Source organism: Bacillota bacterium (assembly GCA_033549065.1).
In the GTDB taxonomy this organism is placed as follows: domain Bacteria; phylum Bacillota; class Dethiobacteria; order DTU022; family DTU022; genus JAWSUE01.
Genome location: JAWSUE010000010.1, coordinates 1 through 23,190, shown reverse-complemented (window position 1 = coordinate 23,190; position 23,190 = coordinate 1). Strand labels below are relative to the sequence as shown.

Genomic DNA, 23,190 nt, shown 5'->3' with positions numbered 1-23,190 from the left:
CATATAACTTATAGCGGCGCTACCTGTCGGGGAATACCATACTCATCCCATCCGCGTAACAGGTAATAATCTTTAAGCATAAACTCATACTCTTTTTTGGTAATTATATCTTTCCCATTATTGATCGGCTGATCATAAAAGCGTTTGGGTAGCATATCATCTTGTATGGTTGCTCCTTCACGCAGGTTAAATAACCTGGTCAGATTCTGGATTTTTCCGGAAATAAGATGCAGCTCCGCTGCGCTGTACCTTACCCCCGTTAGTAAGTGGAGAACAGTGATTAACTCTTCCCAGTGAATCAGATCCCTGTAAAAACGGCAGAATATCAGGCAGTCATAAATATTAAGACGATCTTCATAGTCGATGAACATGCGGGCTTTTCCTTCAATTTGACCGGGATCGATCATCCCGCTTAATTCAGGTTTATAAAAAGTCGAACGCAGGTGGCATGCCCCACGGTCGGATGTCCCGTAGGCTAATCCCATGCCTTTCAATACCCGCGGGTCATAACCTGCCGGTTCCAATCCCTTGACATGGATTGCAAAATTTTCCAACCCCAGTGTTTCTGCTGTCTTCCTGAGCCCATGTCGGAATATGGCTCCTTCATCTTCAATGTTAACTACCTTTTTCAAAAAACGGGCAATTGATTCAGCGTCACCGTATGAAGGGGCTTGGGACAGCAAACCTTTCAACCCTGCTTCAATAGCAAATGCCGCAATATTCCCGGCGCTAATAGTATCAATACCCCATCGATCACATAGATCATTCAGGTAAAGAATCTCTTCCATTTCAGTCAGGCAGCAAAGCCCTCCGAAGGAATAAATGGTTTCAAATTCGGGACCTTCAACAACTAAATCTTTATGCCTGCCGTGTAGAACTTTTGATAATTTTCCGCAGGCAAAAAAGCAGCGGTAACAGGCGCGTGATTTAACCTCCATCGATTCCTGCATGTATTCTGCGCTTATGGTTTCCCAGCCCGGAAGCGATCCTTCAGACCAGTAACGGGTAGGAAAACAGCCGGCATTATTGGTAACTGCAACCAGTGCCGGGGTTCCTTTGCGGCGATATAACTGGGCAGCAGGTGAATCCTTGTGGTTTTGGTAAAAACGTTGATTCCACTCCTTCAGGCCTTCCTCATCTGCGATAGAAGCTTTTGTATTACCGCTAAATACAATACCTTTCAGGTTTTTCGATCCCATGACCGCCCCGAGCCCTGTTCTTCCGGCACTGCGCCAGCGGTTGTTTTTAATACAGGCAAAGGGCAGCATTTTTTCCCCGGCCGGCCCGATAACCAATGCCTGGGCATTTTTCAATCCGGTATCTTTTAAGAGAATTTCTTCTGCTTCATAGGATTCCCTGCCCCATATCTCCTCAGCGCTAAAAAAACTCACACCTTCTTCTGAAATGCTGATATAACAAGGTTTGGGTGATTTGCCTGAGATAATCAGGGCATCGTATCCTGTTCTTTTCATCAGGGGAGGCAAATGGCCACCACTGTATGATTCTGCATAAAGCCCCGTTGCGGGAGATTTGCTGAACACACCATATCTGCTCGCCGGTGAAAGAACGGTGTCAACTGCCGGACCGGTTGTGAAGATCAGTAAATTGTCAGCAGAAAGAGGATCGACTTCCGGTGGCAGCATTTTCAACAGCAGGTAACTGCCCAGGCCTTTACCACCGATATAGTTTTTATAAATGTCTTCACCGATACCCTTTTCGGTAATATCTGATTTGCTCAAGTCTATTAACAGCAGTTTACCGTGTGACCCATACAAGAGATCAGCGACCTCCCTGCTCCTCTGCAATAGCGTTTTCAAGGATATCGAGACCCCTGTTCAGCTGATCTGCAGGGATATTTACCGGCATTAACAACCTGACAACATTGCTGAAAATACCGGCTGTAATAATGATCAGGCCCTGATCATGGCAGCGCTTGATAATCGCTTTTGCTGCTTCAGGTGCCGGTTCTTTGGTTTTGCGATCCTTAACCAACTCAATTGCCTGCATTGCCCCCAACCCGCGGTGTTCACCGATAAGCGGGAACTTTTCTTTCATGTCTTCCAACCGCTCAGAAGTTATTTTCCCGGTTTCCATAGCCTTGCTTTCAATATCTTCTTTTTCAGCTATATCCAGAACTGCCAGTGATGCAGCACAACCAAGAGGATTACCTCCATATGTTCCACCTATTTCTCCCGGTCCGGCTGCATCCATTACCTCAGAGCGACCGGTCAGGGCGCTGATTGGAACACCACCGGCCAGAGATTTTGCCATTGTAATCAGATCGGGAGTCACATCAAAATAGTAACTGGCCAATTTGGGACCTGTTCGGTAAAAACCTGATTGGATTTCATCAAGAATCAACAGAACATCGTTCCGTTTGCAGATATCCTGCAGTACTTTGAAATAGCCCTGCGGAGGGACAATGAAACCGCCTTCACCCTGGACAGGTTCGGCAATAACAGCAGCTACATTATCGGCAGTACACTCTACAGCGAAGAACTGCTCAAGATAACGAGCACAATGCAGATCACATCCAGGATAAGTAAGCCCGAATCGACAGCGATAACAATAAGGTGCCGGTATTTTATAAACATCCGGTGCGAATGGTCCAAACCCGTACTTGTAAGGCTTGACCTTGGAAGTAAGGGTCATTGCCATCAGGGTCCGGCCATGAAAAGCACATTCCAGGGAAACAATGGCTGTTTTCCTGGTGAACCGGCGGGCTAATTTAACCGAGTTTTCAACAGCTTCGGCTCCACTGTTAAAAAATGCAGTCTTTTTAGGGAAATCACCCGGTGTCAGTTTGTTCAATCGGGCGGCGAGCTGAACATAAGGCTCATACATGGCAACCATGAAACAGGTATGCAGGTAATGATCAGCCTGGTTCTTTATCGCCTCCACCACTGCAGGATGATTATGGCCAAAGTTAACTACGCCGATCCCGCTTGCAAAATCTAAAAATTCATTTCCATCAACATCGGTAACCATTGCACCCCTGGCTTCTTTGATGAATGTAGGGAGCACGTAAGATATTCCCCTGGCTACATTTTCATCACGTAAAGCCAGAAGCTCGCGCGCTTTTGGTCCCGGTTCAAATGAAACCACCCTTCCTTGATGATCGCTCATTGTTAGTCCCCTTTCCTGAATCTGTATAAATATATTTTTAATATAATATAGCAATTGCTATGCCAATAGCTTCGAACTGAAGGCAGCATCTAGAGAATTATAGAATCCTTTAATATAAGATATATTCAGGTATATAGCTCGGAATGTTAATAAATTCAAGCAAAAGAAAAACCTATTTGATGCATTATTGCATCAAAGTAATGCGTTTTTACATTAAAACGCATTACTTTGATCTCTCTAAAGCTGTCAAGAACTTTTTAAGCAAATATATTTGCCGGAAACGGGCATTAAAACCGCAATTTATACTTTTTAAATTTGCGGACGATCGTTGACTGATCTACACCGAGCATTTCAGCAATTTCATAAGTATTCCTGCAGCGGTGCATAGTATCTGCAAGCAGATCTTTTTCTGCAGCCTCCCTGGCTTCCCGGAGAGAAGGTGCTGCGTTTTTCGGTTTAATCCTGCTTTCACTTTTACCTGAATCGCTGAGGATATGATCCGGCAAATCCTCAACACCTATTTCAGTCCCTTCAACAACGATAACAAGCCGTTCCACCAGGTTTTCCATTTCCCGGATATTACCCGGCCAATGATACTTTTTAAAATATTTAATCACCTCCGGGTTGATCATTTTCTGCTGCTGATACCGCTGATTCAGCATTTCTAAAAAGAGTTCTGTAAGAGGCCTGATATCTTCTAACCGTTCTCGAAGAGGAGGAACATGCAGAGGAATCACATCGAGGCGAAAGAAAAGATCTTCACGAAACCTGCCTTCTTCAACCATCTTTGTTATATCCCTGTTTGTTGCTGCAATGAAACGTAGATCAAGTTTTATTTCTTTGGTTCCACCAACCCGGCAGATCATGCCTTCCTGCATGACATGCAGCAGCTTAACCTGCAGGGAAAGGGGTAGTTCAGTTATCTCGTCCAAAAAAAGTGTTCCTTTATTGGCCAGTTCAAGCTTACCTATTTTCCCTTCACGAAGAGCTCCAGTGAATGCACCTCCTGCATAACCAAAAAGTTCACTCTCCAGCAGGTTTTCCGGTATTGCCCCGCAATTGACAGTAGTAAAAGGTTTTGCATTTCTGGGACTGCAGCTGTGAATATATCGCGCCACCATACCTTTTCCTGAGCCCGACTCTCCAGTCAGCAGCACCGTTGATTCTACATCAGCAATTCGCCGGGCTATTTTAATCAATTCCTGCATAGTGCTGCTTTTAGCAACAATCTCATTCTTCCTCAGGTAACCCTGCCTGAGCTCGACCAACTCCTGTTGATAACGATTTTTTAAAAGTTCTGCTTCCTCCAGTTGTCTCTTAAGGTTGTTCAGCCTGGTTATATCCCTGGTATTCACAACAACCCTGAATAGCGTATTGTCTTCATTAAATGCAGGTGTCCCGGTGGCCAACAGCTTACGTCCGTCACGTTTCGACTGAATTACTGTCTGTGCGCTTCCTTTCTCAATAACCATCCTTGTTACAGAAGGGAAAAATACTTTTTTATCTACCAGTTCATCTACAGACTTTCCAAGCACATCGGATAGTTTAACCCCAAAATTTTCTTCAAATATGGAATTTGCCCGGAGAATTATACCATTGCCATCGGCGACAAGAATTTCGTCAGAGGAAAAATTGATAACTGCATCAAGCTCTCGTTCCAGCGCCGAATATAAGTGAGCATAATATTTAATAATTGATTCCGGAGTGATCACTCCTTCAATCTCTCCATCTTTATCCAGAACTGCCAGGATCCCGTGCTTTTCTATCTTTTCCCCGATTTCAACAAGATCGTCATCGTCATTGGCTACCGGTAGCGGTTTCAACTCAAAATCAGATACTTTCAGATCGCTGTGTTTTTCTTTATTTGTAAGGGTGTGAATAATTGAGTGAGGGGTTATGATTCCTTTTCTTTTTCCTTTATCAAGAGTAAACAGCATCTCGGTATGTAAACTCTTCAAAACAGCAAAAAAAGCCTCTGCCGATTCTTCCCTCTCGACACAAGATAGTTTTTTTATCAGATAATCATTGATTCTGGCCATAAATATCCTCTTTTTAAGTCAGATCAAAAGTAATGTAATAAAAAAACAACCTGTTTGTAATATTCCTGTAATGTTAAGGTTTTATAATGAATGTGAGTTGACCCCCTCTTTTTATATATATCACTGGGCGCAGTTCATATGAACTGCGTCTTCTTTTTATTTTAATTATGGCCAAGCTAAAGGGGCAGGTTGACAATAATATCCTGCTCGCTTATCATTCTATCAAAATATGATGGCCGGTGGTAGTATGGATTATCAAGACAAAAAATATTGCTTACTTGATGACAAAAAGCTGGAAGCAGAAAAAATTTTATATTACAGGACAGTCGACTCAACAAGCCTTGCTATACACAGAAATGCGGCACTAAGTGAAAATTATTATACTGTTGTTGCTGAAGAACAAAATAAAGGAAGAGGCAGGCGCGGTAGGGACTGGTTCTCACCTCCTGGCTGCGGCCTCTGGTTTTCTATTCTTTTAAAACCCTCTATGCTAAAACCGGAAAATGCTCAGGCAATAACATTAATAACGGGAGCAGTAATAGCTAATCACTTGAATGAAAAATATGAGATCTCTTCAACCATAAAATGGCCTAATGATCTGATTCTCAACGGGAAAAAACTGGGCGGGATTTTAACTGAAATGAAAGGGTATCAGACAAAAATTGACTACATAGTTGCTGGAATTGGCTTAAATGTAAATCAAAAACCTGCTGATTTTCCCGAACTGTTAAAACCTCTGGCAACTTCACTTTTTATCGAAACCGGCAGGTTATTTGACAGGACAGAACTGCTGATTTCAATCAGAAAAGCACTGTTAAAAGCTTATGAAATTTTTTACCGACAGGGTTTCGCACCATTTCACAATTTATGGCTCGAGCTAAATGAAACTACCGGAAAAATTATCACCCTGATCTGGTCCGGCAAATCACTAACCGGCAAAGTGATCGATCTTAGTGAAAATGGTTCGCTTGTTGTGGAAGATGAACATGGTTTCATCCACAACGTAAACTACGGAGAAATAAAAAACTGACAGGAGTAACCGCGATGTCATTAACAAGATTAATAATCTGTGCCATGTTTACTGCTTTAATTGCCATCCTGGCCCAGATCGCCATTCCTCTTCCTTTCAGCCCGGTGCCGTTTACCGGTCAGGTGATCGGGGTGCTGGCGACCGCAGTTCTTCTGGGGAGCAAATCAGGTTTGCTGGTCATTTCAGCCTACCTGCTCCTGGGAGCAGCCGGAGCCCCGGTTTTTTCCCTGACCAGGGGTGGAATCTACATTCTGACCGGTCCAACCGGCGGCTATTTATGGGGTTTTATCCCTGCAGTATATTTTTGCGGAAAAATCATTGAAAGTTCAGAACAACCAAACCAATACCGTACTGCTGCCGCAATGCTTACGGCTCTCTTTTTCATCTACCTGGTTGGAGGAATCCAACTCGGATTAATAATGGGATACAACTTTAGACAGGTTTTACTATTGGGTATCGCCCCCTTTATCCCTTTTGACCTTTTTAAAGCATTTCTGGCTGCTGTTTTAAGCATACAGATCAAAAAAAGCCTGTATCAAAACAGGCTGGAACACATTCTGAAAAAGTGATAGATATCTAAACTATAAACTTAATTAACGACCTCTTCCCAGGCCAGGATAGCTGCGCCTAACGCACCGGCTATCTGCGGCTCCGGTGGTACAATTATACTTGTATTCAGTTTTTCATTCAGAGCTTCCACCACAGCTGCGTTTTTGGCTACACCGCCGGTAATCATCACCCTTTCCATAAGGCCAACCCGATGGACAAGTCCAGCAGTACGATCGGCTATCGACTGGTGCAAACCCCGGGCGATATCTTCCCTGTTAAGCCCCTGGGCAATAAGCGAAACTACCTCTGATTCAGCAAAAACCGTGCACATACTGCTGATTGAAACGGTATTTTGAGCCCGGCTGCTCAATCCGGCAAGCCCTTCGAGTTCCACTTCCAGGGCATTGGCCATTACTTCCAGAAATCTTCCGGTTCCTGCTGCGCACTTATCATTCATGGCAAAATCGATCACTTTGCCTTCTTCGTTAAGCCTGATAACCTTCGAGTCCTGTCCTCCGATATCAATTATAGTCCGAATATCGGGGTCCCAATAATGGGCGCCCCGTCCATGGCAGGTTATTTCAGTGATTCTTTTGTCAGCATAATCGATACTTATTCTGCCGTAGCCGGTTGCAACAATATACGCCAGGGCATCCTTCCTCATACCTACCTTGTTCAAAACTTCCTCCAGCGCTTTTTCAGCAGCAAGCTTGCTGTTAGAACCTGTAGGGCGGATTATATAATCAATTATTTCACCCTGCTCAAAAATAACCACTTCTGCGGATAGTGAACCGATATCAATACCTGCAACTGGCATAATCCACCTCTTCTAGTCAGAAAATACTTTTATACGTAAACTTATAAGTAATTTCATTTTGGCAGCAGATCGGTAATTGACTTCCAAAGCTGATCACGCCCGTCTCCGGTTTTTGCAGAGAAAGTCAGCAGTGTTTCCTGCTCAAAAAATCCAAGGCTTTTCCTGATCAGGGATAACTGTTTGTTCAATGCATTTCGGGATAGCTTGTCTGCCTTGGTAGCCACAGTAATAGTCCTTATACTGTGCGCACGCAGCCAGGCTGACATCAGTCTGTCATCCTCTGTCGGTTCGTGACGGCAGTCTATAAGATGCAGGCAGCCGTATAGATTGATCCTGCCGGAAAGATACTCTTCTATGATTGGAGCCCATCTTTCTCTTTCATGCTTGGAAACCTTGGCATAGCCATATCCCGGGAGATCAACGAAACAGAACTTATTATTAACAAGGTAAAAATATAGACCTCTGGTCTTGCCCGGAGTCGCACTGGTGCGGGCTAAATTCTTTCTATTGATCAGTTTGTTGATTAATGACGATTTACCCACATTGGAACGGCCGATAAATGAAAACTCCGGCAGTTCCCATTGGGGGAAATCTTTAATGCTGTATGCTGAAGATTTAAGTTCAACCTGGTTGATTCTCATTTATCTACCCTTCTTCAACCGGTTTGGCCAAAGCAATTTCCAGAACCTGATCCATATGTTCAACCATTCTAACTTCAACTTTTCGCCGTACATTTTGCGGTATATCACTGAGGTCTCTGCGATTTTCTTCAGGTATGATCATATATTTAATACCCGCCCTGTGCGCGGCCAGCATTTTCTCCTTGATACCGCCAATCGGCAGCACTCTTCCCCGCAGAGTTATCTCTCCGGTCATGGTGACATCCTTTCGTACAGGTATTTTTGTCAAAGCAGATGCGAGAGCGGTTGCCATGGCAATTCCTCCCGACGGACCATCTTTCGGGATCGCTCCCTCGGGAACATGGATATGGATATCATTCTTTTCATAAAAGTCTTCGTCCAGTCCCAGTGCCTTTGAACGGGTTCGAATATAGCTCATAGCGGCTTTCGCTGATTCCTGCATCACATCCCCCAACTGCCCGGTAAGAATCATATTGCCTTTACCCTTCATCAGGGTAATCTCAATTGACAGAAGATCTCCGCCTGTTTCTGTCCAGGCCAAACCTGTGGCGACGCCTACTTCATCTTCTTTTTCGGCAGACCCATACCGATAACGGGGAACACCTAAATATTTCTGGATATTCTGCCGGGTAAGCTTGATTCGCTTCTCTCGATCTTTCGCTACTTCCCGGGCAACTTTTCTGCAGATCGTAGAAATACTCCTCTCAAGGTTTCTCACTCCGGCCTCCCTGGTATATTCCCTGATCAACTTACGTACAGCTTCCTCAGACAGTTCCAGGTTTTCTACTTTTAAACCATGTTCTTCAAGCAGCTTGGGTATGAGATGTCGTTTTGCAATCTGCACTTTATCTTCCTCAGTATACCCCGGGATATAGATCAACTCCATCCTGTCGAGAAGGGCACGGGGTATATTGTATGTTGTATTTCCGGTTGTGATAAACATTACATGAGAAAGATCATAAGGCAGTTCAATGTAATGGTCGCTAAAGTTTGAATTCTGTTCCGGATCCAGGACTTCCAGAAGTGCGGAAGATGGATCGCCCCTGAAGTCAGTTGACATCTTATCAATTTCATCCATCAGAAAAACCGGGTTGATCGACTTGGCCTGACGCATCCCCTGAATTATCCGACCAGGAAGAGCCCCGATATAAGTGCGACGATGACCCCTGATTTCTGCTTCATCCCTTACACCACCAAGCGAAATACGGACAAATTTACGTTCCAGCGCCCGTGCCACTGATTTTGCAAGTGAAGTTTTCCCTACACCGGGAGGTCCAACAAGGCACAAAATTGGCCCTTTCAATTTTTCCGTTAACTGGCGGACTGCCAGGTATTCAATGATTCTTTCTTTAACTTTCTCCAGACCGTAATGGTCTTCGTCCAGTATTTCTTCCGCCCGATCAAGATCAAGACGATCTTCAGTGGCCTCAACCCAGGGCAGCTCAAGCAACCAGTCCAGATAGGTTCTGATTACCCCACCTTCAGCAGAAGCAGGCGGCATCTTCTCCAAACGATCAGCTTCTTTTAGCGCTTTTTCGGCAACTTCTTCCGGTAGTTCAGTTTCAGCAATTTTTTCACGGTATTCATCTGCCTCGGCCATCCGCTCATCTTTTTCGCCCAATTCCTGCTGAATTGCCCTCATCTGTTCCCGAAGGTAGTACTCCTTCTGTGTTTTTTCCATCTGTCTGCGTACCCTGAGACTGATCCTCCGTTCGATTTCAATAATCTCAATTTCCCGGCTGATCATATCATTGAGCTTCTCAAGACGCTGCAGAGGTTCTATAGCTTCCAGGATATCCTGCTTTTGCTCTATTTTCATGCTCAGGTGTGATGCAATAATATCCGCAAAACGCCCCGGGTCATTAATATCTGCTACTGCCGCCAGTGTTTCCGGGGGCACCTTCCTGCCAAGTTTTGTATATTTTTCAAACTGAGTTAGCATGGTCCGCATCTGGGCTTCTATCTCGGGTGTCACCTTGTCATCATCGTTGATCTCTCTGATTTCAGCTTTTATATATTTGTTGCCGGCTTCAAGTTTCTCGAGACTGGCTCTTGATAAACCTTCAACCAAAACACGGATTGTTCCACCCGGTAGTTTTACCATCTGCTTTACCAGGGCAATAGTACCGATAGGATATAAATCGTCAATCGCCGGTTCGTCCATCTTGGAGTCTTTCTGGGCAACCAGGAAAATCCGGGTATCTTTTAGCATTGCCTGATCTAGCGCTGTGATTGATTTTTCCCTGCCTACATCAAGGTGCAGTACCATATTGGGAAATACCAGGACGCCTCTTAAAGGCAGAACAGGTAATTTTTCTTTTTTCGACATTTAGTTTAACCACCTTTGCTTTAAAAATATAAAGCGAGAAGCTCGTGTTTTTCTGTATTTGCTTCTCGCTTAATTATACCTTAAAAACCAATCAGATAAACTACTGTATAAATAGTTTGCTTCCCGTCAGGCTGTTTCTTCTTTCTTTTTACGTTTTTCACGGGTTACCAGGATCGGAGCTTCACAGTTAAGTACCACATCCCTGGTTATTACACACCGCTCAATATCGTCACGGGAAGGAAGATCAAACATAACATCAAGCAAAACTTCCTCAAGTATGGCACGCAGACCCCTTGCCCCGGTATTACGCTTCATTGCTTCTTCCGCAATAGCCTGGAGGCAGTTATCTTTAAATTCGAGTGCTACCCCATCCAGTTCAAAAATTTTCTGGTACTGCTTGGTTAACGCATTACGCGGCTCCTTTAGAATTCTGACAAATGCTTCCATGTCCAGAGGATCGAGGGTTGCAATAACCGGTATCCGGCCGACAAATTCGGGTATCAGGCCATATTTCAACAGATCCTGAGGTAATATCTGTTTCAGAATTGCACCCAGGTTTTTATCATCGCTTGATACTACCTCGGCACCGAAACCGATCCCTCTTTTCCCGACCCGGTTCTGAATGATTTTTTCCAGACCATCGAAGGCACCCCCACAGATAAACAGAATATCCGTTGTGTCAATCTGCATAAATTCCTGATGTGGGTGCTTGCGCCCACCCTGGGGTGGAACGCTGGCTACTGTCCCTTCAAGAATTTTCAGCAAAGCCTGCTGGACTCCCTCGCCTGATACATCGCGGGTAATTGAAGGATTATCTGTCTTGCGGGCGATTTTGTCGATCTCGTCAATGTAAATAATGCCTTTTTCCGCTTTTTCCAGATCATAATCGGCCGCTTGGATTAACTTCAACAGAATGTTCTCTACATCTTCACCAACATAACCTGCCTCGGTCAGTGAAGTAGCATCGGCAATTGCAAAAGGCACGTTCAGGATACGCGCCAGAGTTTGTGCCAGCAGTGTTTTTCCAACTCCGGTAGGGCCAACCAGAACTATATTACTTTTCTGGAGTTCGACATCATCCATTTTCTGGCCTGCATTAACCCGCTTGTAATGATTATATACTGCCACTGAAAGAGTCTTCTTTGCCTCTTCCTGGCCGATTACATACTGATCGAGAACATCTTTAATATCCTGCGGCTTCGGCAGTTCAACAAAACCTAATTCCGGTTCTTCACCGATTTCTTCTTCAATAATTTCATTGCATAACTCAATACACTCATCGCAAATATAGACTCCCGGACCGGCAACCAGCTTACGGACCTGCTCCTGGGTTTTTCCGCAAAATGAGCACTTTAACTGCCCTTTTTCTTCGTTAAATTTAAACATCGCGAGAGTTCACCTCGTCTCCGCTTCTAAGTTCCTAAGTTCTGTTAACCAAGATCTCGTCAACCAAACCGTATTTTTTTGCATCTTCAGCAGACATGAAGAAGTCACGATCCGTATCCCTGGCAATAGTTTCCACAGGTTGACCTGTATTGTCAGCCAGAATCTGATTCAGGGTTTCCCTGATCTTCAGGATCTCTCTGGCATGTATCTCTATATCGACTGCCTGCCCCTGGGCTCCTCCAGCCGGTTGGTGCAGCATAATCCTCGAATTTGGCAGGGAAAAACGTTTCCCCTTTTCACCTGCAGCAAGCAAAACTGCTCCAAAGCTGGCGGCCAATCCTACACAAATGGTTGATATGGATGGTTTAACATAATGCATGGTGTCATATATGGCCATACCGGCATGCACCGAACCGCCGGGAGAGTTTATATATAGGTTTATGTCCTTCTTCGGATCCTCTGATTCAAGGAATAGCATTTGAGCGACGACCAAATTTGCTACATTGTCATCAATTACACTGCCTAGAAATATAATTCTATCTTTCAGCAAACGTGAGTAAATATCATAGGCTCTTTCACCACGGCTAGTCTGTTCAACAACCATCGGAACTAAAACACTCATCGTTTAACCTCCCTGCAATATTTAAGACTTGATTACTATATTACTCTTCAGTTTTTTCTTCAGCAACTACTTTCTTCTTTTTGGCCGGTGTTTTTGAAGGCTTTTTAGCTGTCTTTTCAGGAGTTGATGCCTTCTTCTTCGTTACTTTTTTTGCCCCTGCTGCCTTTGGTTTTGATGGTTTCTTCTTTTTAACTTTCTTAATTTTAGCTTCAGCAACCAGCAAATCTATTACTTTTCGTACGCGAAGCTCTTCCCGAATAACAGGCAATCTGCCCTGCTTTTCAAGAAGTTCTTTAATCCGCTCCGCTTCGTCATTATAACTTTCAGCAATTGATACGATTTTAGCTTCTAATTCGCTGTCATCTATGGAAATTCCTTCTTTTTTCGCGATTGCATCAAGCACCAGGTTGGCCTTGGCTCGCATCTCTGCTTCCTCTAACCGATCAGCCCGCAGATCATCCATAGTCTTTCCTGAAAGCTGAACAAACTGATCCAGGCTCATTCCCTGGTAGCGGAGATAATTCTCCAAGTCTCCCAGCATCCGGTCCACCTGACGATCGATCAGTATTTTCGGTACTTCAACTGTTGAAACTTCAGTAACTTTTTGAATTAGCGATTCCTCAAGCTTTGATTTAGATTGCTCCTCAGCATTTTTCAATAGTTTTTCTTTAAGATCCGCTTTCATATCTTCCAGTGATTCAAACTCACTAACTTCCTTGACAAATTCATCATCCAGTTCGGGAAGCTGCTTTTCTTTTATCTGCTTGACCCTGACTTTGAATGATGCATCTTTACCGGCCAACTGCTCCTGGCTATAGTCTTCGGGAAATTTAACTTTAACATCAACTTCCTCATCAAGACCCACCCCTACCAACTGTTGTTCAAATCCGGGGATGAAAGAGTTAGAACCAAGCTCCAGTGAATAATTTTCTGCTTCTCCTCCTTCAAAAGCCTCTCCTTCAATATAGCCCTTGAAATCAAGTGTAACCAGATCTCCTTCTTTAGTCCGCCCCTCTTCACGGGGGACCAGCCGGGCATTTTGCTCCCTCAGCATGTAAAGGTGGTGATCGATCTGTATATCATCGACTTCAGCTTCTTCCTGCTCGGCCTCAAGGCCACGGAATTCACCAAGGTCTACATCCGGTAGGATTTCAACTACAGCATTAAAAAGCAGTTCTTTTCCCTCTTCAATCTGCACTAATTCAAAATCGGGATGGTTGATCGGATCCAGGCCTGTTTCTTCTATTGCTGCTTCGTAAGCCTCAGGTACCAGTATTTCCAGCGCTTCTTCATGAAAAATTTCCGGTCCGAATCGAGATTCCAAAATCCTGCGCGGTACTTTACCCTTGCGAAAACCAGGCAGATTTATATCTTTTACCACTTTGCGGTATGCTTTGGCCAGAGCGGTATCAACATCAGGTGATGCTACCTCTATTTCCAACTTTACCTTGCTATTCTCAATTTTTTCCCATTTTTTGAGCATTTCCTTTCCTCTCCTTACCATAAAAAGTTAAATCTGAAACGATTATTATCCAGGTTAAATTGCAAAATACGCCTCTGTGCTGGGCAATAATAAAAACGCCTAAACACAGGCGCCAAAAGCAATAATATATTACCATATAAAAAAAATAGATACAACAGTTACAAATAATTGCGATAACTCTTGCTTATTATTTCAAAATAATATACAATAACTGAAAACGAATGAGTATTCATTCACTATGCGGGAGGCAAATTTGGCCAGACGGACCGGAGATAAATACCAGGTTATTTTGGAAGCAGCAGTAAAAACCTTTGCCAAAACCGGTTATCACCGTACCCGGGTGGCAGACATTGCCCGTGAGGCCGGAGTTGCCGATGGAACCGTCTATATCTATTTTAAAAATAAAGAAGACCTGTTAATTTCTCTTTTCCAAAACCTGATGAACAATTTTGTAAGTGGACTTCGCTCTGAACTTGTACACTGCTCTTCTGCAGATCAAAAGTTAAGTTCCATTATAAATTACCATCTGACAACCCTGGGGCAGAAACATGACCAGGCAAGGGTAACCCAAATTGAGCTAAGACAGATCGATAAAACAATTAACGAAGGAATTTCAAAACCGCTGATGAACTACTTTCGACTGATCGAGGAGGTGATCGAGGAAGGAAAGAATGAAGGTCTTTTCAGAATTGGCTTGAATACCAGGACAGCCAGAAAAGTTATATTCGGTGCAATCGATGAAGTTGTAACCTGTTGGGTCATGTCAAGCAAACCTTACGACCTGACCGAACTTAGAAAACCTGTATTCGACCTGCTGCTGAGAGGACTGCATTAAACATAAACAATCTCTCCGCCGTTATCGAATCCTATTTAATGTCAGAAGGAGGTATTTTAATGGCCTTGAAAGAAATTCGTAAGGCTGCTGTTTTAGGTGCCGGAGTTATGGGTGCCACCATTGCTGCCCACCTCGCCAACGTGGGAATTCCGGTTTACCTGCTTGATATTGTCCCCCGTGAGCTGCTTCCGGAGGAAGAGAAAAAAGGTTTAACCCTTAACAGTCCGGAAGTTCGCAATCGCTTGTCTGCAAGTGGCAAGGAAGCCCTGCTCAAACAAAAACCTGCTCCACTATACCGCCAGTCAACTATAGAACTGATCACACCCGGTAACTTCGAAGATGATATGGCGAAGCTCAAAGATGTTGACTGGATAATTGAAGTAATCGTCGAAAATATGGATATCAAGAAGAAGGTATTCAAGCAGGTTGAAGAAAACTGGGCTCCTGGGACGATTGTTTCCTCAAACACTTCGGGTCTCTCCATTAACGAAATGGTATCAGAGAATTCAGCTGAATTTCGCAAGTACTTTTTGGGAACTCACTTTTTTAACCCACCCCGTTATATGAAATTATTAGAAATTATCCCCTGTAAAGAAACAACGGATGAAGTCCTGAAGTATATGCACCGCTTCTGTGAGAAAGTACTCGGCAAAGGTGTGGTTTTTGCCAAGGATACCCCGAATTTCATAGCCAACAGAATCGGTACTTTCGGTGGGGTATATGCTGTCAAGTTAATGTTAGAAGAAAAAATGACTGTTGAAGAAGTCGATACCATTACCGGGCCGCCAATGGGACGACCCAAAATGGCTTCTTTCCGTTTACTTGATCTTGTCGGGTTAGATACTTTTTGTCATGTTGCACGTACAGTATATGAAAAAACAACAAATCCGGAAGAAAAGGAAGTATTCAATATACCAGAACTACTACAAAAAATGGTTGATGGCAAGATGTTGGGAGATAAAACGAAACAGGGTTTCTATAAAAAAGTTAAGGGTGAAGCCGGTTCTGAAATATTTGTCCTAGATTATGAAAATATGGAATACCGGCCAAAAGAGAAACCACGCTTCGAAATTCTTGGCAAAACCAAACATGAAGAGTTGGTTACCGGTTTTAAGATGCTCATCGACTCAGATGATAAGGCTGGAAAATTTGCCTGGAATTTAACCAAAAAACAGCTGCTATACAGTGCTTCAATGATACCAGAAATATCGGATGACATAGTTAACGTCGATCGGGCAATAACCTGGGGATTCAATCATAAATTAGGACCATTTGAAACCTGGGATGCCATCGGAGTCAGGGAAAGTGTAGAACGGATGAAGAATGAGGGTGAAAATATACCGGCAAATGTGGTAGAAATGCTCGAAAAAGGCTTCGAGAGTTTTTACATGGAAGATGAAACAGGCAAACGATCCTACTATGATTTCGCCAGTAAAAACTACAAACCCGTTCCGGTCAGTCCGGAAATTATCAGCCTGCCTGCTCTGAAAAAACAGGGCAAACTGATAATCGGCAATGATGATGCCAGCCTGATCGATATGGGTGATGGAGTATGCTGTTTAGAAATGCACAGCCCTCGCCAGGCTGCCTCACCCATGTTCATTGAAATGGTTCACCAGGCTGTAGAAGAAGCCCAGAAAAACTATATTGGCATGGTAGTCGGCAATCAGGAATCGAACTTCTGTGTTGGTGCAAATGTTGCTTTGATCATGATGGCTGCCCAGGGTGGAGAATGGGAAATGCTGGAAAGTGCTATTAAGTCGGGACAGGATGCCTTTATGGCCATCAAGTACTCAAAAATCCCTGTGGTCGGAGCACCTTTCCAGATGACCTTAGGCGGAGGCATGGAAATAGTGCTGCACTGCGACCGGATCCATGCTGCAGCAGAAACCTACATGGGGCAGGTTGAAATGGGTGTCGGCATTCTGCCCGGTTGGGGCGGCAATAAAGAGCTGTTGATACGTTTTACTGAAGGATTGAGGGATGACACCAAGGTAGACAGGCTACCTTATGTTCAAAAAGCTTTCGAAGCTATAGCTATGGCCACCGTTGCAACCAGTGCCCGCCATGCCCAGGAACTGGGTTTCCTCAGGCCAACGGATAAAGTTACCGTTAATCAGGATTACCTGCTCCATGATGCAAAAAACACAGTACTGGCCATGGTTCTTGAAGGTTATGAACCGCCGCGTCCGAAACCGATTAAGGTTATCGGCGAATATGGCCTGGCCGCATTCAAAGCGGGTGTTCAGAACATGTTCTGGGGCGGCTACATTAGTGAACATGATATGAAAATAGCAAACGAAATAGCGTTTGTCCTCTGTGGCGGCAATATTAAACCTGATTCTCTGGTCAGTGAACAATACCTGCTGGATATTGAAAGAGAAGCATTCTTGCGGCTTGTTGGTGAGGAGAAAACACATGAGCGAATCAGCCATATTCTCACAACAGGCAAGCCCTTGAGGAATTAAAGGAGGAGGTAACCAGTATGAAAGAAGCTGTAATTGTTTCCAGTGTCAGGACCGCAGTTGGCAGGGCTCCAAAAGGTTCACTGCGCTTTACCCGTCCCGATTATATGGGATCGGTAGTAGTTAAAGAAGCTGTCGCCAGAGCCAAGGGGCTGGATCCTGCTGAAATAGAAGATGTTATTCTTGGCTGTTCCTTCCCCGAAGCTGAACAGGGCATGAACCTGGGCAGGATTGTTGCCCTGCAGGCAGGTTTACCCGATAGTGTTCCGGGTCAGACTGTAAACCGCTTCTGCTCATCGGGACTGCAGTCAATCGCTCTGGCTGCTGAAAGGATCATGTGCGGTTTTGCTGATGTTATTGTCGCCGGTGGAGTCGAAAGTATGAGCATCGTTCCCATGGGCGGCAACAAACTGGCTCCCAGCCCTGAGCTTGTAGATAACCACATCGAAACCTACACCCCTATGGGCATAACCGCAGAAAACGTTGCACAGAGGTTTAATATATCCCGCGAAGATCAGGATAAATTCGGGCTTACCAGCCATCAGAAAGCAACAGCAGCGATCAAAGAAGGACGTTTCAAGGATGAGATTGTTCCTTTGAAAATTATCGACCGATATGTAGACTCCGATAACAAGATTGCGGAAAAAGAGTCAATCTTCGAAGTCGATGAAGGAGTCCGTCCGGACACAACTCTTGAGGCGCTATCCAAACTTCGTCCGGCATTTCACGTTAAGGGTAGTGTTACAGCGGGCAATTCATCACAAACAAGTGATGGCGCCGCTGCCGCTGTGGTCATGTCTGCTGAAAAGGCAGCCGCAATGGGCCTTAAACCAATTGCCGTATTCCGCGGTTTTGCAGTCGCCGGGTGTCCGCCGGAAATAATGGGGATCGGTCCGGCAGTGGCCATTCCAAAGCTGATGGAACTGACCGGTAAAAAAATTGCAGATATCGGCCTTTTTGAATTAAATGAAGCTTTCGCTTCCCAGGCTCTCTACTGTATGCGTGAACTGGATCTCAATCCGGATATTGTAAACGTTAACGGTGGGGCAATTGCCCTGGGACACCCCCTGGGCTGCACCGGAGCAAAGCTCACTGCCACGTTATTACATGAAATGCTGCGCCGCAAAACAAAATATGGCGTAGTTTCAATGTGCATCGGCGGAGGTATGGGAGCAGCCGGATTATTCGAGCTTGCATAAATAACAACCGCTTTTTCACTGGGTAATTACATTAAACCAAGGTTTTATAATTTCTGGGGACACCTTATTAAAAGGTGTCCCCTCTTTATTCTTTATGATATTATTTTATGTAAGGAGGGTATAATGACACCTTTTGAAGAGTTAAAAAAGCGATTAACCAAATTAAAAGCAGAGATGAAAAAAGCTGATGTTGCCGCAGCCCTGATCATTCAACGAGCCGATCTTTTTTATTTCAGCGGAACCGGTCAAAACGCCCATCTTTTTATACCGTTAGATGGAGAACCTTCACTTATTGTCCGGAAGTCGTTAACCCGGGCCAGGGAAGAAAGCTCTTTGGAGAATGTAATCCCCTTTACCGGTTGGGACAAGCTGTTTGAATTAATCAACAGCGAAATTCCCGCGGGAAGCAGAATCGGCGTTGAAGCCGATGTTCTTCCCGCCAACCTTTACTTCCGTTACAAGAAATTGTTAAATGGGTTTCAGTTGGCAGATATCTCCATGCTAATCCGCCAGGTCAGATCTGTTAAATCCCCTCATGAAATAGAGTTGATGAAAAAGGCAGCCGATATCAGCCGCTCGGTTCTTGAACACGCCAAAGCTGTGATCAGAAAAGGAATGACAGAAATAGAATTAGCTTCCCTGCTGGAACAACACGCCCGCAAACTGGGCCATCAGGGCTCCGTACGGATGCGTGGCTTTAACCAGGAACTTTATTACGGTCATATTATGACCGGGGGAAATGCCGCTGCAGTTACCTTTTTCGATGGCCCGACCGGCGGTTCCGGATTGAATCCGTCTTTTCCCCAGGGAGCCGGTATTTCTATAATCAGCAACAACGAACCGATATTGGTTGATTTCGTGAGCGTATACGGCGGTTACATGGTTGATCAAACCCGTATATTCTCACTGGGTTCTCCATCACCGCATCTTGTAGAAGCATACAACCAGGCTTTAAAAATCAAGCACAGTTTAATCGAGATGGGAAAGCCGGGCACAGCCGCAAACCTTCTTTACGATAAAGCTGAAGAACTGGCCGCACAAGCCGGCCTGGCCAATCATTTTATGGGTTATGTTGAAAAAGTAAATTTCGTCGGTCACGGGGTAGGCTTGGAGTTAGATGAGCTCCCGGTAATCGCCAGGGGTGTTGATCACCTCCTGGAAGAAGGAATGGTTTTTGCCCTGGAACCAAAATTCATCTTCCCCGGTGAGGGCACAGTCGGTATAGAAGATACATTTGTTGTAGGCTGCAGCAAGCTGGAACAGTTGACTGATTATAGTGATCAGCTTGAAATACTTTGATTAAACAGATCTCACGGTATTAAATACAAATGGGGCGTTCACGATAACGAACACCCCTACTTGCATGTTCACAGATTTTTAGAACCGAACCGGTTCAATGATCAATATTTATCAGGTGCTGGGAAAACACCCGGAAACAAGCAGCAGACTTAGCAGCATAAGGGCTAAAAATAATAGATTAATTCTTCTCATTGACGCACCTCCCCAAATAATTAATAATATTAATAACACAAACACCATTAATTAGCAATCGTTTCTGGAGAATATTACTAATTAATTATGTAACCAAAAATAAATTGAAAAAAGATTTATGCCCCAAAACAAAACATTTTTAAAAGGCAAATATCTGTTCTACTCACAATATGCACAGGGTTATCCACAGGTAAATTCCTTTATACCTATGGACCGAACCAATTTTCCACAAAATTCGCCAGTGGTAACCATAACTTAGAGTTCAATTTCTTAAAAAATAGATGGCACAATAATTGATTTATCACTTAACATCTTTACTCATAAAAAAGAGGGAAAAAAAGAGGGAAAACAAAATAACTAGCGAATAATATTTAATTGGTAATATCTATATTTTTAATTTAAGGAGGCATCGGCATGGAGGTTAAAGTAAACGACGATTGCAGCGCCTGTGGCATCTGCGAGGATATCTGTCCTGAGGTTTTTGAACTTGGTGATGAAAAAGCTGAGGTGAAAGTAAACCCGGTTCCGGCAGAACATGAAGAAAAGGTTCGCGAAGCGGCTGAGGAATGCCCTACCGAATCGATTGAGATTTCCGAGTAAGTTAATCCTGCGTTATAATCATTCTAAGAACCCACTTGAGCGGTGGGTTCTTTTACTATCCTTGAAGAAGGAGTTTATTCTGTATTGAAGAATTGTTGCTGGGAAACAAAGAATTTCCGGAGAGGTCGGGTATATAAATTTGAAACTGCAGAAATTATTAGAAGCCGTTGATGTTTTGGATTCTATTTATGCCGGAAATATCAAAATATCAGGATTGGCCTATCATTCCGGAAGAGTTCAACCCGGTAATCTTTTTGTCTGTATCAGAGGATATAAAACAGACGGTCATCTTTTTCTTGATCAAGCCCGGGAAAATGGTGCAGTTGCCGCTGTGGTTGAAGAGTTTCGGAAAGATCTTGCAATCCCGCAGTACCAGGTTGCCGATTCACGCCGGGCTCTTGCTGCCCTTACCGATAAATACTATGATCATCCTTCAAAAAAGTTTAACCTGACGGGGGTTACCGCCACAAATGGCAAAACAACAACCACTTACATGATCAACGCAATTTTTGAAGAATATGGATTCAATACAGGACTGGTCGGAACGGTTATCGTTAAGACCGGCAAAACTATTCGGGCAGCTGAACTAACCACTCCAGAATCTCTTGATTTACACGGCTATTTTAACGAAATGGTTGAGCAAAAGGTCACTCATGCGGTTATGGAAGTTTCTTCATCCGGTCTTGAACTTAAAAGGGTCGGAAGCGTTGATTTTAATACTATAGTTATCAACAATATAAGTCGTGAACATATTGATCTGCATGGCTCATTTGAGGCTTATTTCAAAGCAAAATCGAGCCTGGCCCGCGAAGCAACAGAAGCCCAGTTTGCTGTCTTTAATATGGACTGCCCCTACACCGCGTCTCTGGTTGGAGAAACAAAGGCAAAAACATTTACCTATGGGATTAAAAACCGCGATGCCGACTGCCTGGTTCACGAACTGGATCTCAGCACCGGCAGGGCATGTTTTATTGTGGAAGTGAAAAACCAAGAGGAAACCAAACCGCTGCATGTAAAACCGGAAACCTTTGCGATTGAACTTTCTGTGCTGGGTCTGCACAGCGTCTACAATGCCATGGCAGCCATACTTGTAGCCTTATTGCAGGATATACCTGTTCCGGTCATTCAGAGTGCTCTGAAGAATTTCAGGGGGGTTGAACGCCGTTTTGAACTTATCTTTGAAGATGACTTCAAAGTAATTGATGATCACTTCGCCAACAGTGGAAACATTCATGTTACCCTGGAAACCCTCCAGATGATGGACTACAAAAAATTACACCTGGTATATGCAATAAGGGGCAGTCGTGGAGTAACGGTAAATCGTGAAAATGCGGAAGCGATAGTTCACTGGGCTAAACTGCTTAATTTGGATCATGTAATAGCTACCACCAGTTGTGATTTTGTTGGGGAAAAAGATCTGGTTACTCACGAAGAACGTGACGTTTACAGGCAGGTTATGAGCGAAGCCGGGATCGAAACAGTAATACATGACAATCTTTCAGAAGCGATCGCACAGGGGCTGGAAGAAACAAACCCCGGCGATATCCTGCTGTTAGCAGGATGCCAGGGTATGGATTACGGTGCTTCGGTATGCCTGAACCAGATTCACCAGTTGAGGCCTGATCTTCCTGAACTCAAGGTATTTGCCGCCTTAAAAAACAGGGTAGCCGGAATTTAAGATTTCGCTTCTTTAATTTCTATACCACCCATAACAGCCCGGGCTTGAATCCTTAGCACTTTGGAAGCTGTTTCTGTAAGGTTATCTTCAACCCTTCGTCCGGCAACTATACCCCCGTCTTCCAGATCTTTAAATGTTACCCCGCCAAGGACAACCGAACCTTCGTATATGACAGCCATATCACGAGGAATTTTAACTTCAATTCCACCCATGACAGCCGTTAAATCAAGAATTGTTTCCCCTTCATCAAGTTCCGCTGCAGTCAGATCCATCTCTATGCCCCCCATAAGGGCAAAGTAACTACCGCTTTCCAGTTTCCAAGGATGAGGGCTACCGACATTTGAGCCGCCAAGGAAAGTAAAGCGACCGCCCTTAACACCACTGAACGTTTTACCTTTTAAAAGGTTAATACCGATCAGGATCAAGACAAGCGGCCATAAGATGTTCCAAAATAACCGCACCTCTACTTCAAAAAGGCCTAAATTCCTGCCGAGATAAATTGCTCCGAATACAATAAATATCAAGGCTGTTACAAACTGACCCCAGGAAAAATATATCTTTTTACCCTCTGCTGAACCGGTTGAACTGAAAGAGAGAAACAACCAGTTTAAACCGAGTATTAGCGGAATAACCGGCCATAACCGTAGAATTTGGCTCATCTCTATCTCCACACCCAGGTTTAAGTTATTCAGCAGTAAGAGCACCCCTACAATCAGTACTGCCAAACCGATGATTAATCTGCCACTGATTATTCTCATTTAAACCAGTCCTCCCTAATAATTTCTGTAAGATCAAACATAAATACCTATTCGTTTTAACAAATACGTAAATTCCCAAAGTAAGTTCTACAGTGGGAAGCGTGTTGCGATAACCCTGAAAAATCAACGGATTTAAGTATGA

At 44.1% G+C, this 23,190-nt stretch carries 18 protein-coding genes; 8 read left to right on the top strand and 10 right to left on the bottom strand.

What is annotated here, in order from left to right:
• Positions 1–8 precede the first annotated feature (8 nt).
• The 3 genes from SCJ97_08045 to SCJ97_08035 form a co-directional block, all read right to left on the bottom strand.
• A complete protein-coding gene (locus SCJ97_08045) occupies positions 9–1,817 on the bottom strand; it encodes an aldehyde ferredoxin oxidoreductase family protein (protein ID MDW7739988.1) in 1,809 nt (602 codons plus the stop codon).
• Positions 1,780–3,126 (bottom strand): 4-aminobutyrate--2-oxoglutarate transaminase, encoded by a 1,347-nt coding sequence (gene gabT, locus SCJ97_08040; GenBank protein ID MDW7739987.1) that lies wholly within the window; start codon positions 3,124–3,126, stop codon positions 1,780–1,782. The genes SCJ97_08045 and gabT overlap by 38 nt, the downstream gene beginning before the upstream one ends.
• A 287-nt stretch (positions 3,127–3,413) precedes the next feature.
• Positions 3,414–5,165 carry a sigma 54-interacting transcriptional regulator gene (locus tag SCJ97_08035; GenBank protein MDW7739986.1) on the bottom strand — a complete coding sequence of 584 codons (1,752 nt, stop codon included), beginning with the start codon at positions 5,163–5,165 and terminating at the stop codon, positions 3,414–3,416.
• 232 nt (positions 5,166–5,397) lie between these two features.
• Here SCJ97_08035 and SCJ97_08030 point away from each other — a divergent pair, with 232 nt between their 5' ends.
• Complete coding sequence (locus SCJ97_08030) at positions 5,398–6,195, top strand: biotin--[acetyl-CoA-carboxylase] ligase (protein ID MDW7739985.1); 798 nt, start codon at positions 5,398–5,400, stop codon at positions 6,193–6,195.
• Positions 6,196–6,209: 14 nt separating this feature from the next.
• Positions 6,210–6,764: a biotin transporter BioY gene (locus SCJ97_08025; GenBank protein ID MDW7739984.1), complete on the top strand. Its 555-nt coding sequence runs from the start codon at positions 6,210–6,212 to the stop codon at positions 6,762–6,764.
• Between the two features lie 20 nt (positions 6,765–6,784).
• Here the strand turns inward: SCJ97_08025 and SCJ97_08020 are convergent, their stop codons facing one another.
• From SCJ97_08020 to tig, 6 genes are all read right to left on the bottom strand, one after another.
• Positions 6,785–7,561 carry an acyl-CoA dehydratase activase gene (locus SCJ97_08020; GenBank protein ID MDW7739983.1) on the bottom strand — a complete coding sequence of 259 codons (777 nt, stop codon included), beginning with the start codon at positions 7,559–7,561 and terminating at the stop codon, positions 6,785–6,787.
• 53 nt (positions 7,562–7,614) lie between these two features.
• Positions 7,615–8,202: a ribosome biogenesis GTP-binding protein YihA/YsxC gene (gene yihA / locus SCJ97_08015; protein ID MDW7739982.1), complete on the bottom strand. Its 588-nt coding sequence runs from the start codon at positions 8,200–8,202 to the stop codon at positions 7,615–7,617.
• Between the two features lie 4 nt (positions 8,203–8,206).
• A complete protein-coding gene (gene lon, locus SCJ97_08010) occupies positions 8,207–10,531 on the bottom strand; it encodes an endopeptidase La (protein ID MDW7739981.1) in 2,325 nt (774 codons plus the stop codon).
• 126 nt (positions 10,532–10,657) lie between these two features.
• Entirely contained in the window at positions 10,658–11,917 is a 1,260-nt protein-coding gene (gene clpX / locus SCJ97_08005; protein MDW7739980.1) for an ATP-dependent protease ATP-binding subunit ClpX, read from the bottom strand.
• A 34-nt stretch (positions 11,918–11,951) separates the two neighbouring features.
• Entirely contained in the window at positions 11,952–12,539 is a 588-nt protein-coding gene (gene clpP / locus SCJ97_08000; protein ID MDW7739979.1) for an ATP-dependent Clp endopeptidase proteolytic subunit ClpP, read from the bottom strand.
• Positions 12,540–12,579: 40 nt separating this feature from the next.
• Positions 12,580–14,022 (bottom strand): trigger factor, encoded by a 1,443-nt coding sequence (gene tig, locus SCJ97_07995; GenBank protein ID MDW7739978.1) that lies wholly within the window; start codon positions 14,020–14,022, stop codon positions 12,580–12,582.
• A 253-nt stretch (positions 14,023–14,275) separates the two neighbouring features.
• Between tig and SCJ97_07990 the strand changes: the two genes are divergently transcribed.
• From SCJ97_07990 to murE, 6 genes are all read left to right on the top strand, one after another.
• The gene (locus SCJ97_07990) at positions 14,276–14,857 is read left to right on the top strand and encodes a TetR/AcrR family transcriptional regulator (GenBank protein ID MDW7739977.1); all 582 of its coding nucleotides are present in this window, start codon (positions 14,276–14,278) and stop codon (positions 14,855–14,857) included.
• A gap of 59 nt (positions 14,858–14,916) precedes the next feature.
• Entirely contained in the window at positions 14,917–17,325 is a 2,409-nt protein-coding gene (locus SCJ97_07985) for a 3-hydroxyacyl-CoA dehydrogenase/enoyl-CoA hydratase family protein (protein MDW7739976.1), read from the top strand.
• 17 nt (positions 17,326–17,342) lie between these two features.
• Positions 17,343–18,521 (top strand): acetyl-CoA C-acyltransferase, encoded by a 1,179-nt coding sequence (locus SCJ97_07980; protein MDW7739975.1) that lies wholly within the window; start codon positions 17,343–17,345, stop codon positions 18,519–18,521.
• Positions 18,522–18,644: 123 nt separating this feature from the next.
• Positions 18,645–19,820 carry a Xaa-Pro peptidase family protein gene (locus SCJ97_07975; protein MDW7739974.1) on the top strand — a complete coding sequence of 392 codons (1,176 nt, stop codon included), beginning with the start codon at positions 18,645–18,647 and terminating at the stop codon, positions 19,818–19,820.
• Between the two features lie 606 nt (positions 19,821–20,426).
• The gene (locus SCJ97_07970; GenBank protein ID MDW7739973.1) at positions 20,427–20,612 is read left to right on the top strand and encodes a ferredoxin; all 186 of its coding nucleotides are present in this window, start codon (positions 20,427–20,429) and stop codon (positions 20,610–20,612) included.
• A 139-nt stretch (positions 20,613–20,751) separates the two neighbouring features.
• The gene (gene murE / locus SCJ97_07965) at positions 20,752–22,290 is read left to right on the top strand and encodes a UDP-N-acetylmuramyl-tripeptide synthetase (GenBank protein MDW7739972.1); all 1,539 of its coding nucleotides are present in this window, start codon (positions 20,752–20,754) and stop codon (positions 22,288–22,290) included.
• On the opposite strand, the gene SCJ97_07960 is transcribed toward murE, so the two are convergent.
• A complete protein-coding gene (locus SCJ97_07960) occupies positions 22,287–23,048 on the bottom strand; it encodes a LiaF-related protein (protein MDW7739971.1) in 762 nt (253 codons plus the stop codon). The genes murE and SCJ97_07960 overlap by 4 nt on opposite strands.
• Positions 23,049–23,190 lie beyond the last annotated feature (142 nt).